The following is a 16,806-nucleotide window of genomic DNA, read 5'->3' as shown; positions in this document are numbered from 1 at the left end:
GTGGCGGGCGGGGGGGGGGGCGCCCCCCCCCGGGGCGGGGGGGGGGGGGGGGGGCCGGGCGGGGGGGGGGGGGGGGGGGGCCCCGGGGCCCCCGCGCCTCCCGTCCCGCAGTGGTCGCCTACCGGACGGCCAGCACCCGCACGTCCCACGCCCCGAGCGACAGCTCGGACCCGGCGGCGAGCGCCGTGCCGTCGAGGACGTCCTCCGCCGCGACCGGCACCCGGAAGGCGCTCGGCGTCCACGACCAGTTGTGGACCACGTGCACGGTCTCCCCGCGTCCGTTGACCGAACTCTGCACCGACTGCGTGTCGGTCTGGGGACGCCAGCCGGGTGCTCCGTCCGCCCCTGGAGCCGCCCAGTCGACGAGCGCCGCGGCGAGCGCCGGGTCCGGGACGGTCCCGACGTAGGTCGCCCGTCCGGCACCGTGCGCACGGGTGGTGACCGCGGCGAACCGGCCGTGGTGCGGGTGGTCGTACCCGACGAGCACGTCGGCGTCGTCGACGAGCAGGCCGTCCGCCCACCGGGTCGCCGTGGCCCCGACCGGCACGGAGAACCCGTGGTCCGTCGCGGCGGCCCCGGCGGACACCGGGATGCGGCGACCGAGGTTGCTGAACTCGTCGTAGTGGATGCCCGCCGCGACGTCGAGGAAGGCGGGCTTGCGCTCGAGCCGGGCACGCGCCTCCTCGTCCTCGTAGCCGGTGCGGATGCCGACCACGAGGTGGCCGCCGGCCTCGGCGTAGGCGGCGAGCCACTGCAGCTGCGCATCGGTGGCGATGGTGAACGCCGCGGCGACGAGGACCGGGCGCTCGGCGGCGAAGGACTCCGGGTCGCGGTCGAACACCTGCGACGGGTGCACCGTGTTCGCCTGGAGCCCGGCGTCGAACACCCCGCGGGCGAAGGCGTCGTAGACCGTCTGCCACGATCGGCGGTCGGGCTCCATGCCGTCGCCGAGCGCCGGGTGTTCGTTCAACGCCCACTTCGACTCGTTCGAGAAGAGCAGCGCGACGTCGGCGTGCGGCCGGAGTCCGGCGACCCGGTCCCCGGCGCGCGCGAACTCGGCACCGATCCGGGCGATCTCCTCGTACGTCCGCCCGGGCTGCTGGGAGTGCGGGAGCACCCCGCCCCAGTACGTCTCCACCCCGTAGTGCAGCGTGTGCCAGTGCCAGTACTCGATCATCGAGGCGCCACGGGACACGAGCGCCCACGCGGCCTGGCGCCACTGTCCCTCGTACGCCGGCTCGTTCATCCACGAGAAGCCGATGGCCTGCGCGTTCGTCTCGGTGACGAGGAACGGCGCCTGCTTCGACCCGTACATCCGGTCACCCGACGCGACGATCGACCAGGCTCCGGACGACGTCCAGAACTGGGCCGGCTCGTCGGTGCTCGGGAGCTCGAGCGCGTCCTGCATGCGGTAGTAGGGGTTGCCGGCCGTGACGTCGAGGGAACGGGTGAGCACCTCGTCCTCGACGGTGGGCCGCTCGTAGGCGATGCACGTCGTGACGAACTGGTCCGCACGGGAGTACTCCCGCACGACCGATGCCTGCCAGGCGATGAAGTCCGTCGTGATCGAGGCCTGGAACCGACGCCACGCGAGGTCGTACTGCGGCTGCGCGTTGCCGTCCGGGGTCCACAGGTCCGCCCAGGTCGAGAGCCGGTGCGACCAGTAGGTCAGCCCCCACTCCTCGTTGAGCCGCTCGACGCTCCCGTAGGTGTGGCGCAGGTGGTCGACGAACCGCTGGAACACCTCGGGGTTCGCGATGAGCTCGTTGCCCGGCTCGTTGTCGACCTGGTACCCGATCACGGCCGGGTGGTCGGCGTACCGGGCGACGATCTTCCGGATGACCCGCTCGGCGTGGAACAGGAACGCGGGGTGGGCGTAGTCGATCTCCTGGCGAGCCCCCCAGCCCATCGCCTCGCCGCCGGTCCGTCGCCGGACGTTGATCTCCGGCACGATGCGGGCGAGCCACATCGGCACCGCGTAGGTCGGCGTGCCGAGGACCACCCGGATGCCGTGCTCGTGCGCGGCGTCCAGCACCGGGGCGAGCCACTCGAGGTCGAACCGGCCGTTCTCCGGCTCCCAGGTGCTCCAGACGGACTCGCCGACGCGGATGACCGAGAACCCGGCCTCCTGCATGAGGCGCATGTCCTCGTCGAGCCGGGGTGTGGGCTGGTACTCGTGGTAGTAAGCGGCGCCGAAGAGGACGCGGTCGTGCTGCATGGTGCGGGGTACTCCGTTCGAGGGTGCTTGGTCGCGGGTCATGTCTCAGCCCTTCACGGCGCCGGCCGTCAGGCCGTCGAGCAACTGCTTGCGGAGGAGCAGGAACACGAGGATGGTCGGCACGCTCGCGAGCACGGCGCCGGCGAGCACGAGGTCGTACGAGCGGTTCTCCGAGGCGAAGATCGCGTTGAGGCCGAGCGGCAGGGTGTACTGGTTCGAGTCGGACAACAGGACCAGCGGCCACTGGAACGAGTTGTAGCTCTGCAGGAAGCTCCACACGGCGAGTGCGCCGAGGGACGGCCGGAGCAACGGGAGCACGACACGACGGAACGTGCCGAACTCCGAGTTGCCGTCGATGCGGGCGGCCTCGATGATCTCGTCCGGGATCGCCTGGACGATGAACTGCTGCATCATGAAGATGCCGAACGCCGGCGCCACCCACGGCACGACGAGCGAGAACCACGGGTTCGTGAGCCCCGACTTCACCACCAGGATGAAGAGCGGCACGAGGATCACCGCGAACGGCACGGACAGCGACGAGAACATCACCGCGAACAGCACCCGCTTGCCCCGGAACCGGAACTTCGCGAACCCGTAGCCCGCCATCGCGCAGACGAAGACTGACACGACGGTGGCGATGAGCGCGGTCCCGACACTGATGCCGAACCACGCCCAGAACGGCTGGGTCGACAGCAGGTTGGAGTAGTTCTCGCCGGTCGCCGGGTTCGGGATCAGCGACGGCGGTGTCGCGAAGATGTCGCCGCGTCGCTTGAACGAGCCGGACAGGGCCCAGAGCAGCGGGAAGACGAACACGAGCAGCAGGGCGATGAGGGTCGCGTAGAGCAGCCCACGGCGGGCGACCCACCCGCGCGTGCGGGGCGGGCCGGAGCGGGGAGCCCGACCTCCGGCGGTCGTGACGGCCCGGGTGGTCGGGCGGTCGGTGGTGGCGGTCATGCGTCCCTCCCGATGGCGAGTGCGCGGTTGAGGATCTGGCTGACGCCGAAGACGATGACGAACAGCACGACCCCGGCCGCGGCCGCGTACCCGAACTGCTGTCGCTCGAACGCGGCGCGGTAGATGAACATGGCGACGGACAGGGTCGCTTCGCCCGGGCCGCCCTTCGTCAGCAGGTACGGCTCGTCGAAGAGCTGCGCGGCGCTGATGAACGACGTGACGACGACGAAGCTCGTGACCGGTCGGATCTCCGGCAGGGTCACGTTCGTGAACTTCCGGAACGTGCCGGCACCGTCGAGCGACGCGGCCTCGTACTGCTCCGGCGACACGTTCTGGAGCGCCGCGAGGAAGAAGATCGTCAGGTACCCGACCGTGCGCCAGAGGAGCACGAACCCGATCGCGACCTTCGCGAGCGTCGGGTCCCCGAGCCAGTCGGTGTTCGGCAGCCCGAACAGCGCCTTGAGCGAGGCGTTGAGCAGCCCGTAGTTCGTGTCGAACACCAGGCTGTAGATGAGCGCGATGACGATCGGTGACAGCACCATCGGGATGAAGAACGTCACGCGGAACAGGTCACGGGCGCGCAGCCCCTTGGCGTTGAGCGCCTGCGCGACGAGCAGGGAGACCGGCACGATGACGAACACGGCGATGAGCGTGTAGATCAGCGAGTTCACCAGGGCGGTGCCGAAGCTGGTGTCGCGGAACAGGTTCGCGTAGTTCGACAGCCCGATCCAGTTCGGGGCACCGAGACCGACCCACTCCGTGAGCGACAGGTACACGGCGGCGAGCACCGGCACGATCATGAAGAGGCCGTACAGCACGTAGAACGGCGCGATGAACAGGTACGGCGCGCTGCCGCCGTTCGTGTTGAGCCGTCGTCGTCGGGCCGGCGGATCGGCCGTGGTGGCGGACACCGGGATGCCGGTGGCGGTGGATGTGGACAACGTCGTCCTCCTCAGGCGCGGGTCTGGCCGCGGAAGTCGGCCGCAGCGGCGTCGAGCGCCTGCTTCGGGGAGATCTGGCCCTTGTAGGCCTTGATGATGTAGCCGCTCAGGACGGTCTGCAGGATCGCTGCGTCGGCGCTCTGGTGCTGCGACGGGACGTCGTCGACGACGGACTTGTAGACGCCGAACAGCTGCTGCCCGCCGAAGTACGGGTCGCTCATCGCGGCGAGGCGCGGGTCGTCGTAGACCGAGCGCAGCGTCGGCAGGTACCCGAGGTCCTGGTACCGCTTCACCTGCTGGTCCGGGTCGAGGTACGCCGCGAGCACGAGGTCGATCCCCGCCTTCGTGAGGGGCTTGTCGCGGAGCACCGCGAACCCGGTCCCGCCGCCGACGCTCGTCGTGCTGCCGCCACCGGCGAACCGGGGCAGGTTCCGGACGCGCCACTTCCCCTTCTGCTCGGGGACGTTCGGTTTGATGCCGTAGCTGGCGTACCAGGAGGGCATGTCGACCGCCAGGATCGTGCCGCCCTTCAGCCCGGACTGCAGGCTCGGCCCGTACATGTCCGCGACCGTGGCGATCGCTCCGGACTGCACGCCGTCGACGAGGAACTGCAGGGTGCGCTCGGCCTCCGGGGTCTGGATGGCGATGCCGCCGTCCTCGTCGTACAGGTCACCGCCGCGCTGGAGCAGCAGGATCTGGTAGCTCTGCAGCGTGCCGCCCGGGTCGGTGACCGCGACCGCGTGCAGCGAGACGCCCTTGCTCTTGTTGAGCTTCGCCCCGAGGTCCATGTACTCCTCCCACGTCGTCAGGTCGTCGGGGATGCCGAGGGCCTCGAACCGGTCGGCACGGTGGTAGTACACGCAGAGCGGGGTGTCCGAGTCGAGCGCGTAGAGGTGTCCGTCCTTCGAGAACGGCGTCAGTCGTGCGGCGATCAGGTCGTCCTGCTGCGCGGCCACCGACGGCGACAGGTCGCTCAGCAGCTCCTTCGCGATGTCGCCGCGGAGCATCCGGCAGAACGCTCCGATCTCGAGTCCCGCGACGTCCGGTGTGCCCGTGCCCGCGACCGCCTGGGCGATGAGCTTCGTCGGGATGTCGGCCGCCGCGATCGTGGTGATGTCGAGCGCGAACCGGAAGTCGGACTTCCGGTCGGCGACCGGCAGCGCCTGGGTGAAGAACTTCTCGTAGCCGGGGTCGTGCGTCCAGAACGCCAGGTCGGCGCGTCCGGAGCGGACGGCTGCGGTCGACTGCGGTGAGCAGGCGGCCAGCAGGCCGCTGAGCGCGAAGGCTCCGCCAGCAGCGGCGCCCCATCGGAGCAGGTCGCGTCGGCTGGGTCCCGGGCTCGCGTTCCGGTCGGGAGGCGCGGCTGCGGCGGTCGTGCCGGGTCGCGGTGGTACTGGGGTCACGTGTCGTCTCCTGACGTCGTCGTCGAGGTGGGTGCGGGTGTGGAGGCGAGCGCGCGTGAGCGCTCACTCACAGGACGGCGGCAAGCCGCGCCTCCCGTCCGGTGTTCAGTCGGCGGGGCGGAGGTGACGCCGTCCCGGTGACGGCGGCGCGCTGGTGGCGCGCGTGATGAGCTGGCCGGGGAGCATCCGGTGCCGCTCGGCCGGCGGGTGGCCGTCGAGCGTCCGGAACAGGCGGTGCATCGCGAGACGGGTGGCCTCGTCGAAGTCCTGGCGGATGGTGGTGAGGGGCACCGGCAGGAACGCCGCGATCGGCATGTCGTCGAAGCCGACGATGCTGATGTCACCCGGGACGGACAGGCCCGCCTGCTGGATCGCGGACATCGCGCCGATCGCCATCTGGTCGTTCGCCACGAACACCGCGGTCACGTCGGGTCGGGTGAGGAGCGCGCGCATCGCGTCGTGGCCGCTCTGCGGCGACCAGTCCCCCTCGACCGGTTCATGCTCGGCGACGCCCGCATCTTGCAGGGCCGCGCGCCAACCGGTCTCCCGGCGCTGGCTCGAGGTCCAGTTCCCGGGGCCGGCGATGTGCCACACGGTCTCGTGGCCGAGGGCCAGCAGGTGGTCGGTCGCAGCGAAGGCGGCACCGGTCTCGTCGAGGCCGACCGCGAGGGTGTTCTCACGGTCGGCGACGTCGGGCGGCCCGAGCGTCAGGACGGTCACGCCCGAGGGCATACGGAGCTGGTCCATCTGGTTGTCGACCGGCTCGGAGAAGACGATCGCCTCGACGTCCTGGCCGATGAGGGAGTCCACCGCGGGCTGGAGCTCCTCGGCGGTCGCGGTCACCGTTCGGACCACGGCGAGGCTGTAGCCGTTCGTGCGGCAGGCCTGCTCGACGCCGGTGAGCATCGCCGTCGGGCCGTACAGGTTCGTGCCGATGGTGATGAGGCCGACGCGACGGGAGCGCTGGGACTTCAGGGAGCGGGCGGCGGCGTTCGGGCGGAACCCGAGCTCGGAGATCGCGGCCTCGACCTTGGCGCGGACGGCCTCGGTGACGTGGGGCTCGTCGTTCACCACGCGGGAGACGGTCTTCTGGGAGACACCGGCGAGGGCGGCGACGTCGGTCATCGAGGCCGGGCGCAGGCGGCGGACGGGGGCGGTGTCGCTCATGTGCCAGCTCCTTCGCTGCAGCCTCGGACCCGAGGGGGATCGGGTGTGGGAGACAGGTAACCACGGGGTTGTCTACGTAGTCAAGGGTCATCTTCCCCGTATTGCTCCCACCCGTGAGGTTGTACCGTTCGCTGATGTGCAGCATTCTGGGCTTCGTCGCCGTGCCCGTGGCGATGATTCGGGGAGGATGAACTCGAGCGCAGACGAGCGGCGATCGTCGACTGCGCACGGAGGGACCGGCGACTCTTCGCAACCGATCGACGGCAGCGAGCGATGAGGGGGTCGCGAACGAGACCATCCGTCGTCCTCGCCGTCGGCGCCTGCTGCGCGGCGTTGCTCGCGATCGACAACCTGCTGGGCTTCACCGGGCACCACGTCCTCGGCGCGATCGCCGTACCCGTCCTTGCCGCGACGTCGGTGGCAGCAGGGTCGATGGCTGTCGCTGGTGGAGCGTTCACCTGCGATGCCGTGCGCATCTTCGTCGCCGCTGGCGTCGTCGGCTTCGTGGCGACGCTGTCCCCGGCGACCAGCAGTCAGCTGTGGTTCCCCATCGCGCTCGTCCTGCAGGCACTCGTCCCGCTCGCCTTCGTCGCAGCTGGGCTCCTCTCCGTGCGGCGGCCCGTGGAACCCCGTGCCGTCCGCGTGCTCGGGATGCTGCTCCTGGTGCCGGCCACCGCGTGGATCGTCACCGCGTTCGCGTCGGTTGCGCTCGTGGTGTTCCTGATCGCGCAGACCTGCACGCTGCTCGTCGCGGCAGCCACGGAACTGCATCCGGTCCTCCGCCGGGCGTGGGGACTCGCGCGCGGGCTCTGGTCGAGCGCTGATGTCCGTTGAGGCGTCCGTGCATCAGACGCTTCGACCGCGGATCGCGTGGTCGGGGAACTCACGCGCTCCGCGGAGCGGCGCGGGGCATCACTGCTGAGTCTCATGGGTGACAGCCGTCGCCGCTGACGCCCGCTCCCCCGACTCGCTCGCTGACGACGGCTGTGTCAGCGCATCACGGATGATCCGGCGCGGGTCGTACTGACGCGGGTCGAGCTCGGACCAGTCGATCTCGACGCCGATCTCCTCCTCGACCTGGGCCTTCGTGGATTCCGCCCAGTGACGGAGCTGTCGGACGAACCCGGCCAACTGCTGCGCGAGACCGACGAGGCGGTGCGGTCCGACGAAGACCGCGGCGACGATCCCGATGACGATCAGCTTCTCGGCGTCCACGGTGCGCTCCGCTCAGCTCGAGGCGGTGTCGTCACTCGACGGGCGTCGTCGGGGTCGACGTCGCGGCGGGAGCAGAGTCGCCGGTCGCGGCGGGAGCGGAGTCGCTGGTCGGGGTGCCGTGCGGCTCAGTGTCGCGGACCTCGCGGCGGAAGATCGTGAGCGACTGCCCGAGACCCTTCGCCAGGGCGGGGAGCTTGGTGGCGCCGAAGAGCAGGATGACGATGCCGAGGATGACGAGCAGGTGGATGCCGGTGAGGTTGCCGAGCACGGTGTTCTCCTTCGAGGGTTCGGGTCGTGGACGAGGGTCGGTGGGTCCGCACGGTCGACGCGGTCACCGGACGGCCTTCGGGCCGGAGGCCAGCCGGACGTCGTCGATGGTCGGCAGGTCGGCCCCGCGCCGCCCGACCGTGATCGCCGCGGCGATGGAGCACGTCCGACCCAGCTCGCGCAACGCGGTGCCGTCGAGGTGTCCCAGCGACGAGTCGCTGCCCGTCGACGACGAGTCCGCCGGCCACGGGCGCGAGCGGGTCAACTGCCAGAGGAGCGCCGCGGTGTAGGTGTCCCCCGCGCCCACCGTGTCGATGACGGCCGCGCGCTCCCCCGGCACCGTCACCCGCTCCGAGGCCGTGGACAGGACGGATCCCGATGCCCCGGCGGTGACGACGGCGAGCTCCGCCCCGAGCGCGATGATCGCGTCGAGCACCGCGTCGGTGTCACGCCCGGGCCAGAGCCATGCCGCGTCCTCGTCGGAGAGCTTCACCACGGTCGCCAGGGCCGCCAGCTCCTCGAACCGGGCGCGTGCTCCGGACCGGGTGCCGAGCAGGGCGGGGCGGACGTTCGGGTCGAACGAGACGATCCCACCGGCGGCCGTGGTCCGTTCGGCCGCGGCGAGCACCTTCTCTGCCCCCGGCTGGAGGAACGCGGCGATGGATCCGACGTGCAACCACTCCGGTGTCCGCTGGAGGCGCGGGAGGTCCCACTCGATGTCGAACGCGTAGCTGGGCTGCCCGTCCGCACCGAGCAGCACCGTCGCGGATGACGTCCGTGCAGCGCCGAAGCCGCCGGCGACGAGCTGCACGCCCGAGGCCTCGAGGTGCTGCGCGATGCGCCGTCCTCGCTCGTCCGCACCGAGCCAGGTCGCGAACTCGACCTCGGCGCCGAGCCGCCCCAGGCCGAGCGCAACGTTCGCGGGCCCGCCGCCGGGGACCTCGCGGCCCTGACCGACGACGTCGACCAGCGCTTCGCCGGCGACGGTGATCATCGACACGTCCGTGTCCTTCCCGGACCGGCGACGGGGCCGTACCGCAGCGACATCAGGCAGGCCCGGCCCCGGCGACGACCGCTCGCGGAGCGGACGCCACCGACGTGACCGCGCACTCGAGCGGCCACCACGACGCGCCCTCGGGGGCCTCGACGGTCCACGGCGGTGCCTGCACCGGGTAGACCCGCGTCGTGACGGAGCGTCCGGCGCTGGTGAAGACCTCGACCACGGAACCGTCGAGCAGCACGCGCACCGCAGGGCGGTCCGCCGCGGCGTCGAACGGATGACGGATCTCGGCGGGGCGCCGGTCCGCGCGCTGGTCGGTGCTGGCGCAGGACCGGTCGACGGTGAGCGTGTCCGCCTCGGTGTCGACGACGATGTCGAGGAACTCGGCGTCGGAGAACCGGACCCGGATGCGGCCGGTGACCGGGTCCTGGAGCCTGATCTCGGCCTGGGCGCCGATCGTCTCCGCGCGGCCGTCCGTCGCCGAACCGACGCGTAGCGCATCGAGGGCCGGGTGGGGCTCGGTCAGGAGCCGTCCGTCCGCGACCCACGCGCGGCGCGGCAGGGAGATCGCACCCGACCAGCCGGCCTGCTCGGTCCACTCCCGGGTCCGGCCCTCGGTGATCCACCCGAACAGCACCGGGCCCCACGACCCCGTCCGCATCACCGAGGCCGCGTAGAAGTGCTGCCCGTCGTCGATCCGGGAGGGCCGCGGGTCACCGGTCAAGGGCACCGCGAGCACGTCGCCGGGCCCCTCCGCGTGGGACCACGACGCGACGATCGCCACGTCGGCGCCGTCGATCGTGATGATCTGCGGGCACTCCCAGCCCTCGCCGGTGTCGATGCCGTGCACCGTCGCGCGCGGCATGGCGACGAGGTCGCCGGCGAACGCCCAGTCGACACCGTCGGTCGAGCGGTAGTGCCGGACGGACGCCACCTGGTCGGCGTCCGCGGCGCCGACGGCCATCGACCACCCGTCTCCGTCGGACCACACGAACGGGTCGCGGAACATCGTGATCGATTCCTCGGCTCCGGGGTCCGCGACGACCTGCACGGGGGCTCCGAAGGTGGCTCCGCCGTCGGTGGACTCGGCGAGCAGCACCGACTGGAAGGGGCTGTGGTCGACCTTGCCGGAGTAGTAGGCGCGGACGACCCCGTCGTGCAGGACGGTGTTGCCCGACCAGGCACCACCGGAGTCGGCACCGCCCGGGACCGGCACGATCGCCGGACGGTGGAGCGTCCAGTGCACGAGGTCGTGGCTCGTCACGTGTCCCCACTCCACCGGGACGTCGAGGTCGACGCGCGGCCGGGACTGGAAGTACAGGTGGGCCTGCCCGCCGATGTCGATCGGGCCGTTCGGGTCGTTGACGTACCCGCGGGGCAGGCGGACGTGGAACTGCGGGAGGTGGTGGTCGGCTGGTGCGATCACGGTCGGTGCTGCTTCCTGGGACGGGATGGGGACGGCGCGGGCGTCGGCTGGCGGGGCCGCTGCCGAAGGCGCCTCGGTCACGGGGGTGTCGGTCATCGTGACGACCCCGCCGTGACGCCCTCGATGAAGTACCGCTGGGCGACGATGAACAGCAGCACGCTCGGGATCATCGTCAGGACCACGCCGGCGAGCACGACCGAGATCGAGCCGGTGCCGAGGTTGCCCTGCAGGCCGACGAGGCCGAGCGGGAGCGTGAACGTGTCCTGCTGGTTCAGGAAGATCAGCGGCCGGTAGTACTCGGCCCAGAACCCGGAGAAGTTCAGGATCGCGAGCGTCGCGATCGCCGGGCTGGCCATCCGCGAGTACACGTGCCAGAAGACGCCGAACTGTGTCGCTCCGTCGATGCGCGCCGCCTCACCGAGCTCCTTCGGCATCTGCATGAAGTACTGCCGCATCAGGAAGGTGCCGAACGCGCTGCCGAGGGCCGGGACGATGAGCGAGGCGATGGAGCCGGTCAGTCCCATGTCCTTCAGGATGACGAACACCGGGATGATGATCGTCTGGATCGGCACCATCATGGTGGCGAGGAAGATCCCGAAGATCGTGTTCTTCCCCGGGAAGCTGATCATCGCGAACGCGTAGCCCGAGAGGGTGCAGGTGATGGTCTGGCCGACCACGATGAGCAGTGTGACGAGCACGCTGTTCACGAAGAACTGGCCGATCGGGATCTGGTTGAACACGGCCGCGTAGTTGCTGAAGTCCCACGAGAGCGGGATCCACTGCGGCGGGTTGTCGAACGACTCGGCCGGGGTGCGGAGCGAGGTGGTCAGGGTCCAGAGCAGCGGCCCGAGCGCGAACACCGCGGCGATGATCAGGATGACCAGCCCGATGACGCTGCCGACCTTCGCCACCGGTCGGCGACGACGGACGATGTGGGCGACGCTCGGCTGCGCGACGGTCTCCGGCGCGTGGAGCGGGTTGATGACGTCGGTGGTCGTCATTGGTAGAACACCAGCTTTCGTGCGGCGATGAACTGGATCCCGGTGATGATGCCGATGATGACGAGCAACAGGATCGCGATGGCGGAGGCGAACCCGAACTGCAGGTTCTGGAAGCCGGCCTGGTAGAGGGAGATGGTCGCGGTCGTCGTCGCGGTGCCCGGCCCGCCCTTCGTCATGATGAACGGCTGGTCGAACAGTTGCATCGCGTTGATCATCGCGATCACGGTGGCGAAGAGGATCGTTGGGCTGATCAACGGGATCTTGATCCGGAAGAGGGTGCGCCACGGACCGGCTCCGTCGATCGCTGCGGCTTCCTGGACGTCGACCGGTACGGACATCAGGGCGGCAACGAACAGGACGAACGTGAACCCCACCTGCTGCCAGACCACCACGAGCACGACCGTGACCTTCGCCCAGAACGGGTCGTTGAGCCAGTGCGCGCCCGGGAGCCCGATCTCGTTCAGGTAGTAGTTGATGAGCCCGAACTTGGTGTCGAAGATGTAGCCCATGAAGATCGACACCGCCGCGGACGACGCGAGCAGCGGCAGGTAGAACGACGTCCGGAAGAACACGCGCGTGGCGTTGCGCTTCCGGTTGTTCGCCAGCACCGCCAACAGCATGCCGAGCGAGATCTGCAAGGCGACGATGCAGACCGCGAGCACGACGGTCACCCCGAACGAGGCCAGGACCGGACCGTCGGTGAACAGCCGCACGTAGTTGTCCAGGCCGACGAACTTCGGGCTGCTGATCACGTCCCACGACGTGAAGGAGAGCCCGAGCGACGCGAGGATCGGGATGAAGGTGAAGACGGCGACGAAGACCACCGCCAGTCCGATCATCGCGTAGCCGAACGAGGCTTCACGGCGCCGGACGCGCTTGGCCGCCGGGCGGCGGGCTGCGACCTCGGCAGCCCGCCGGGAGCGGAATCCTGTCGTCGCGGTCATCACGACGCCTGCGCGGCGGCCTTCTCGATGTCGGCCTGCAGACCGTCGAGCGCCTTCTTCGCGTTGCCGGACGAGATCGCCTGGGTGGTGCGCTGGTTGAGGGCCGTCGCGAGCGCGTTGTAGTAGGGCGGTGCGGAGATCGGCACCGAGTTGTCGAGCTGGTCGTAGAACACCGACCAGTGCTCCGGCCCCGTGGTCTCGTACCGATCGGCCGTCAGCAGCGACTTCTGCGCCGGTGTCGTGACGTTGCCGGGCCAGAGCGCGTCGAAGCTCTCCGGCTGCACCATGAGCTTGATGACCTCGAACGCCAGGTCCTTCTGCTTCGACGAGTCGAAGATGCCGTACCCGCCGGCACCGAAGAGCGACTTGTTGCTCTTCCACGTCGGGAACTCCACGACGTCGAAGCTGCCGTCCTTCATGCCCGCGTTGTGGAGACCACCCGCCCAGAACCCACCACCGATCGTCATGCCGATGCGCCCGGACGCGAAGAGGCCCTGCAGCGTGCCGCCACCACCGACGTCGGGCGACGGGGACGCCCCCGACTTCTGCAGGTCGATCACGTACTGCAGCGCCTCGACCGCGGCGTCGGAGTTCGCCGTGGGGTCGCCCCACTTCCAGCCACCCTTGCGGCCACTCACGCCCACGGCGTTGCCGTCGAACGCCTTGCTGCCCCAGAGCCAGTCGCCGCCGGAGTAGCGACCCTCCTCGAGGAGGTTGCCGTCGTTCGCGTAGAGGAACGAGGTCCAGCTGCCCCAGAGCCGCACGACCCAGTCGAACGCGTAGGTGCTGCCGCCGACCTTGGCCAGGCTCTCCGCCGACGAGTGGAAGTCGTCCATCGACCAGTTCGCGGCCGGACGCGAGAGCCCCGCCTTGTCGAACAGCGACGTCGAGTAGAACATGCTGCCGGCGTTGAAGCTGTCGGGCAGCGTGTAGAGGTGCCCCTGGTACATCGTCGACTCGACCAGCGAGGGGTGGATGCCCTTGAAGTACGTCGACAGCCCGGACAAGTTCTTGGTGACGAGGTCGTCGAGCGGCGTCAGCAGGTTCTTCGAGGCGAGCAGCTGCTGCCCCTCGGTCGCGACACTGACGATGTCGGGCACGTCCCCGGAAGCGATCTGCGTGAGCACCTTCGCCAGGAAGTCGTTCCAGTCGGTGCCGTTGATCGCCGTGACCTGCAGCTTCGCCGTCTTGTCGAGCTGCCGGATCTTCGGCTCGATGGCCTTCTGGAGTGCGGTCGCCGCGCTCTGCTCCCCGAAGTAGAGCATCTTGATCGTGCCCGTCGCGCCACCGCCACTGCCGGAGGTGGAGCACGCCGCGAGCGATCCGATGCCGGCCAGTGCGAGTCCGGCACCACCGAACTTGAACAGCGTGCGTCGGTCGATCGGAGTGCTGAATCCGTTCGCCATGGGTCGCTCCTCTCTGAGCGATCGTGGCCCCGTCGAGTCGGAGCCAATACGTATTTGCTCGCTGACTGTACACACGTCGTCCAGATGAGGCAATACGTATTTGCTTCTGCCATGATGAGCATGTCGAAGGAGAACAGATGGCGAGCCGAAAGCAGACGGAACCGTCGCACCGCGTCACGATGAAGGACGTCGCGCGGCATGCCGGCGTCTCGCAGCCGACGGTCTCGTTCGTGCTGAACGACCGGCGCGACGTCTCGATCGCCGCGGACACCCGGGCCCGCGTGCTCGAGTCGGCGAAGGCGCTCAACTTCCAGCCGAACCGTGCCGCGCAGTCCCTCCGGTCGAACCGGTCCTACACGGTCGGGGTCATCGCGGACCGGCTCGTCTCCCAGCCCTACGCCGGTCACATCGTGCTGGGTGTGCAGCAGGCCGTGCAGGAAGCCGGGTACGTCTGCTTCGTCGTCGAGACCGCGCAGACGTCCGACGGCGGCACGGCGGCCGTCGCGAACCTCGTGCAGCAGGGCGTCGCCGGCCTGATCTACGCCGCCCCCGGCCCCGAGGACGTCACGCCGGTGTCGGGCGTCGAGGGCGTGCCGACGGTCTTCGTGAACTGCTTCCCGCCGGACGGCGCCCCGGCCGTCACCGTGCTGGCCGACGAGTTCCAGGGTGGCCACGACGTCGCCGCTGCCGTGTTCGCCGCCGGGCACACCGACGTCGCGTTCCTCGGCGGTCCGGAGGACGACTACGCCTGCCGCGAGCGCAAGCGCGGGTTCGACGAGGCCGCGGCCGAAGCCGGTCTCCGAGCAGACGCCGTCCCCGTCCGGTACGGCACCTACCAGGTGGGCTCCGGCTACGACCTCGCGATGGAGTTCCTCGCCGACGACCCGCCGACCGCCCTCGTGTGCGGGAACGACCGCATGGCCGTCGGCGCACTGATGGCGGCGCAGTCCCTCGGGCTCCGCTGCCCGGAAGACGTCAGCATCGTCGGCTTCGACGACCAGCCCGACCTCGCCGACCAGATGCACCCGCCGCTGACCACGGTCGCGCTCCCCCACCAGCAGATGGGCTTCGACGCCGGCACGCTCCTGCTCGCCGAGACGCACGATCCCGGGCGCCACCTCGTCCCCTGTGAGTACGTCCCGCGAAGCTCCCTCGCAACGCCACGGGACGCCCCAGCCCCCGCACCCGCACCCGCACCCGCAACCGATCCGCAGGAGCCCGAGTGACCGCCGAACCGAGCACCCACTTCCGCCCGCCGAACGGCTTCGTGGGCGACGTCATCCCGTTCGCGGCCGACGACCGGGCCTGGCTGTACTACCTGCTCGACGAACGGCCGGACGCGGCACCCGTCGACCGTGCGACCGGCATGCCCTGGGGCGCGGTCTCGACGACGGACTTCGTGACCTTCGAGGACCACGGCGTCGTGCTCCCCTCGGGCGGACCCGGCGCCAGCGACTTCGACTGCTACACGGGCAGCGTCGTCCGCGACGACTCCGGGCACCTGCACCTGTTCTCCACCGGCCACAACCCGCGCATCACCACCGACACCGATCTCGGCCGGAAGGACGTCCAGGTCGTCTGCCACGCGACCTCCGACGGCGACCTCACGCGCTGGACGAAGCACCCCGAGTGGGACCTGCCAGCACTCCCCGGCTACGCGCCCGAGGACTGGCGCGACCCGTTCGTCTTCCGCCCGTCGCCCGAGCGCCCCTGGCAGATGCTCCTCGCGACCCGCCGCCCGGACAAGCCCCACCGCCGCTCCGGTCTCGTCGCCCGCCTCGAATCGGACGACCTCGTCACCTGGCGCGACGCCGACCCGATCTGGGCGCCGCACCGGTTCATCGCCCACGAGTGCCCGGACGTCTTCCGGTGGGGCGACTGGTGGTACCTCGTGTACTCCGAGTTCTCCGACGCGTTCTGCACGCGCTACCGCGTCGCGACGTCGCCCGACGGACCGTGGCTCGCGCCCGCCGACGACACCGTCGACGGCCGCGCGTTCTACGCCGCGAAGACCGTCGCCCTCGGCGAGGACCGCTTCTTCGTCGGGTGGATCGCCACGAAGGAGGGCGAGCGCGACGCCGGGGCGTGGCAGTGGGCCGGCACCATGGCGACCCTCCAGGCGCACCAGCGACCGGACGGATCGTTGGGCTTCGACCTCCCCCGGACGCTCCGAGCGGCGTACGCGCACGAGGTCGACGTCACCGATGTCTTCACACCCGTGAACGGCGCGGCGCCGGTCGTCGGAGACGGCGCATCGAGCCGCTTCGCATCCTGGACCGGGCCGGAACTCCCCGCCGAGGCACTCGTCACGATCGAGCTCGACGTCGCCCCGGACACCCGGTCGTTCGGCGTGCTCCTGCGCACGAGCGACGACGCGGAAGCCGGCTACGCGCTCCGCCTCGAACCGGACCGCTCCCGACTCGTCCTCGATCGGTGGCCGCGCGGTACGACCGGCGGTGAGCAGTGGCAGATCCTCGGTGACGTCCCGCACGCGGTCGAGCTCGAGCGCCCGGTCCCGCTCGCTCCCGGCCCGCACCGCATCGACGTGCACCTCGACGGCGACCTCTGCGTCGCCGTCGTCGACGGTTCCGTCGCGTTGAGCACGCGCCTCTACGACCGCCCGTCCGGGCGCCTCGCGCTCTTCGCGCAGGACGGTGCGTTCGCGCTGACCCGGGTCACCGTCAGCACACGCTGACGGGCTCCGCACTGACGGACTGGAGGCGGGGGGGGCGCGGGGGCCCCCCCCCCCCGGCGGGGGGGGGGGGGGGGGGGGGGGGGGGGCGGCGCCCGGGCGGGCCGGGGGGGCGCCGGGCGCCCCCGGGGGGGCCCCCCCGCCGCCGCGGCCCCCCCCCGGGGGGCGGGCG

General features: G+C 70.6%; 15 protein-coding genes. 3 read left to right on the top strand and 12 right to left on the bottom strand.

Features of this window, described 5'->3' with window-relative positions:
* Positions 1-118 precede the first annotated feature (118 nt).
* The 5 genes from ACIPKM_RS00075 to ACIPKM_RS00055 form a co-directional block, all read right to left on the bottom strand.
* Positions 119-2,260: a beta-galactosidase gene (locus ACIPKM_RS00075; RefSeq protein WP_402735849.1), complete on the bottom strand. Its 2,142-nt coding sequence runs from the start codon at positions 2,258-2,260 to the stop codon at positions 119-121.
* 3 nt (positions 2,261-2,263) lie between these two features.
* The gene (locus ACIPKM_RS00070) at positions 2,264-3,172 is read right to left on the bottom strand and encodes a carbohydrate ABC transporter permease (protein ID WP_070417984.1); all 909 of its coding nucleotides are present in this window, start codon (positions 3,170-3,172) and stop codon (positions 2,264-2,266) included.
* On the bottom strand, positions 3,169-4,113 hold the full coding sequence (locus tag ACIPKM_RS00065) for a carbohydrate ABC transporter permease (protein ID WP_229085480.1): 945 nt from the start codon (positions 4,111-4,113) through the stop codon (positions 3,169-3,171). Before ACIPKM_RS00065 ends, ACIPKM_RS00070 begins: the two co-directional genes overlap by 4 nt.
* 11 nt (positions 4,114-4,124) lie before the next feature.
* Positions 4,125-5,516, bottom strand: coding sequence for an ABC transporter substrate-binding protein (locus ACIPKM_RS00060; protein WP_217637376.1), 1,392 nt, complete (start codon positions 5,514-5,516; stop codon positions 4,125-4,127).
* 105 nt (positions 5,517-5,621) lie between these two features.
* On the bottom strand, positions 5,622-6,683 hold the full coding sequence (locus ACIPKM_RS00055) for a LacI family DNA-binding transcriptional regulator (protein ID WP_219810637.1): 1,062 nt from the start codon (positions 6,681-6,683) through the stop codon (positions 5,622-5,624).
* A gap of 273 nt (positions 6,684-6,956) precedes the next feature.
* On the opposite strand from ACIPKM_RS00055, the gene ACIPKM_RS00050 reads away from it, so the two are divergent.
* The gene (locus ACIPKM_RS00050) at positions 6,957-7,517 is read left to right on the top strand and encodes a hypothetical protein (protein WP_261645962.1); all 561 of its coding nucleotides are present in this window, start codon (positions 6,957-6,959) and stop codon (positions 7,515-7,517) included.
* A gap of 78 nt (positions 7,518-7,595) precedes the next feature.
* Here the strand turns inward: ACIPKM_RS00050 and ACIPKM_RS00045 are convergent, their stop codons facing one another.
* The 7 genes from ACIPKM_RS00045 to ACIPKM_RS00015 all read right to left on the bottom strand — a co-directional run bounded on the left by ACIPKM_RS00045 (position 7,596) and on the right by ACIPKM_RS00015 (position 13,942).
* Positions 7,596-7,898 carry a Sec-independent protein translocase TatB gene (locus ACIPKM_RS00045; RefSeq protein ID WP_261645963.1) on the bottom strand — a complete coding sequence of 101 codons (303 nt, stop codon included), beginning with the start codon at positions 7,896-7,898 and terminating at the stop codon, positions 7,596-7,598.
* A gap of 31 nt (positions 7,899-7,929) precedes the next feature.
* Positions 7,930-8,166, bottom strand: a complete 237-nt coding sequence (locus ACIPKM_RS00040) for a twin-arginine translocase TatA/TatE family subunit (protein WP_308202932.1) — start codon at positions 8,164-8,166, stop codon at positions 7,930-7,932.
* 63 nt (positions 8,167-8,229) lie between these two features.
* Positions 8,230-9,159, bottom strand: coding sequence for a carbohydrate kinase (locus ACIPKM_RS00035; protein ID WP_402736172.1), 930 nt, complete (start codon positions 9,157-9,159; stop codon positions 8,230-8,232).
* Between the two features lie 52 nt (positions 9,160-9,211).
* Positions 9,212-10,687, bottom strand: coding sequence for a glycoside hydrolase family 32 protein (locus ACIPKM_RS00030; RefSeq protein ID WP_402735848.1), 1,476 nt, complete (start codon positions 10,685-10,687; stop codon positions 9,212-9,214).
* A complete protein-coding gene (locus tag ACIPKM_RS00025; protein ID WP_083295207.1) occupies positions 10,684-11,592 on the bottom strand; it encodes a carbohydrate ABC transporter permease in 909 nt (302 codons plus the stop codon). The genes ACIPKM_RS00030 and ACIPKM_RS00025 overlap by 4 nt, the downstream gene beginning before the upstream one ends.
* Positions 11,589-12,536 carry a carbohydrate ABC transporter permease gene (locus ACIPKM_RS00020; protein ID WP_070417979.1) on the bottom strand — a complete coding sequence of 316 codons (948 nt, stop codon included), beginning with the start codon at positions 12,534-12,536 and terminating at the stop codon, positions 11,589-11,591. The genes ACIPKM_RS00025 and ACIPKM_RS00020 overlap by 4 nt, the downstream gene beginning before the upstream one ends.
* Positions 12,536-13,942: a sugar ABC transporter substrate-binding protein gene (locus ACIPKM_RS00015; protein WP_071295688.1), complete on the bottom strand. Its 1,407-nt coding sequence runs from the start codon at positions 13,940-13,942 to the stop codon at positions 12,536-12,538. The genes ACIPKM_RS00020 and ACIPKM_RS00015 overlap by 1 nt, the downstream gene beginning before the upstream one ends.
* 137 nt (positions 13,943-14,079) lie before the next feature.
* On the opposite strand from ACIPKM_RS00015, the gene ACIPKM_RS00010 reads away from it, so the two are divergent.
* Positions 14,080-15,168: a LacI family DNA-binding transcriptional regulator gene (locus ACIPKM_RS00010; RefSeq protein ID WP_402735847.1), complete on the top strand. Its 1,089-nt coding sequence runs from the start codon at positions 14,080-14,082 to the stop codon at positions 15,166-15,168.
* Complete coding sequence (locus ACIPKM_RS00005) at positions 15,165-16,637, top strand: GH32 C-terminal domain-containing protein (protein ID WP_402735846.1); 1,473 nt, start codon at positions 15,165-15,167, stop codon at positions 16,635-16,637. Before ACIPKM_RS00010 ends, ACIPKM_RS00005 begins: the two co-directional genes overlap by 4 nt.
* Positions 16,638-16,806 lie beyond the last annotated feature (169 nt).

The sequence above is a fragment of the Curtobacterium sp. NPDC086286 genome, assembly GCF_044746255.1.
In the GTDB taxonomy this organism is placed as follows: Bacteria; Actinomycetota; Actinomycetes; order Actinomycetales; family Microbacteriaceae; genus Curtobacterium.
The sequence above is the reverse complement of the archived record's forward strand: the minus strand, read 5'-3'. Positions and strand labels throughout refer to the sequence as shown.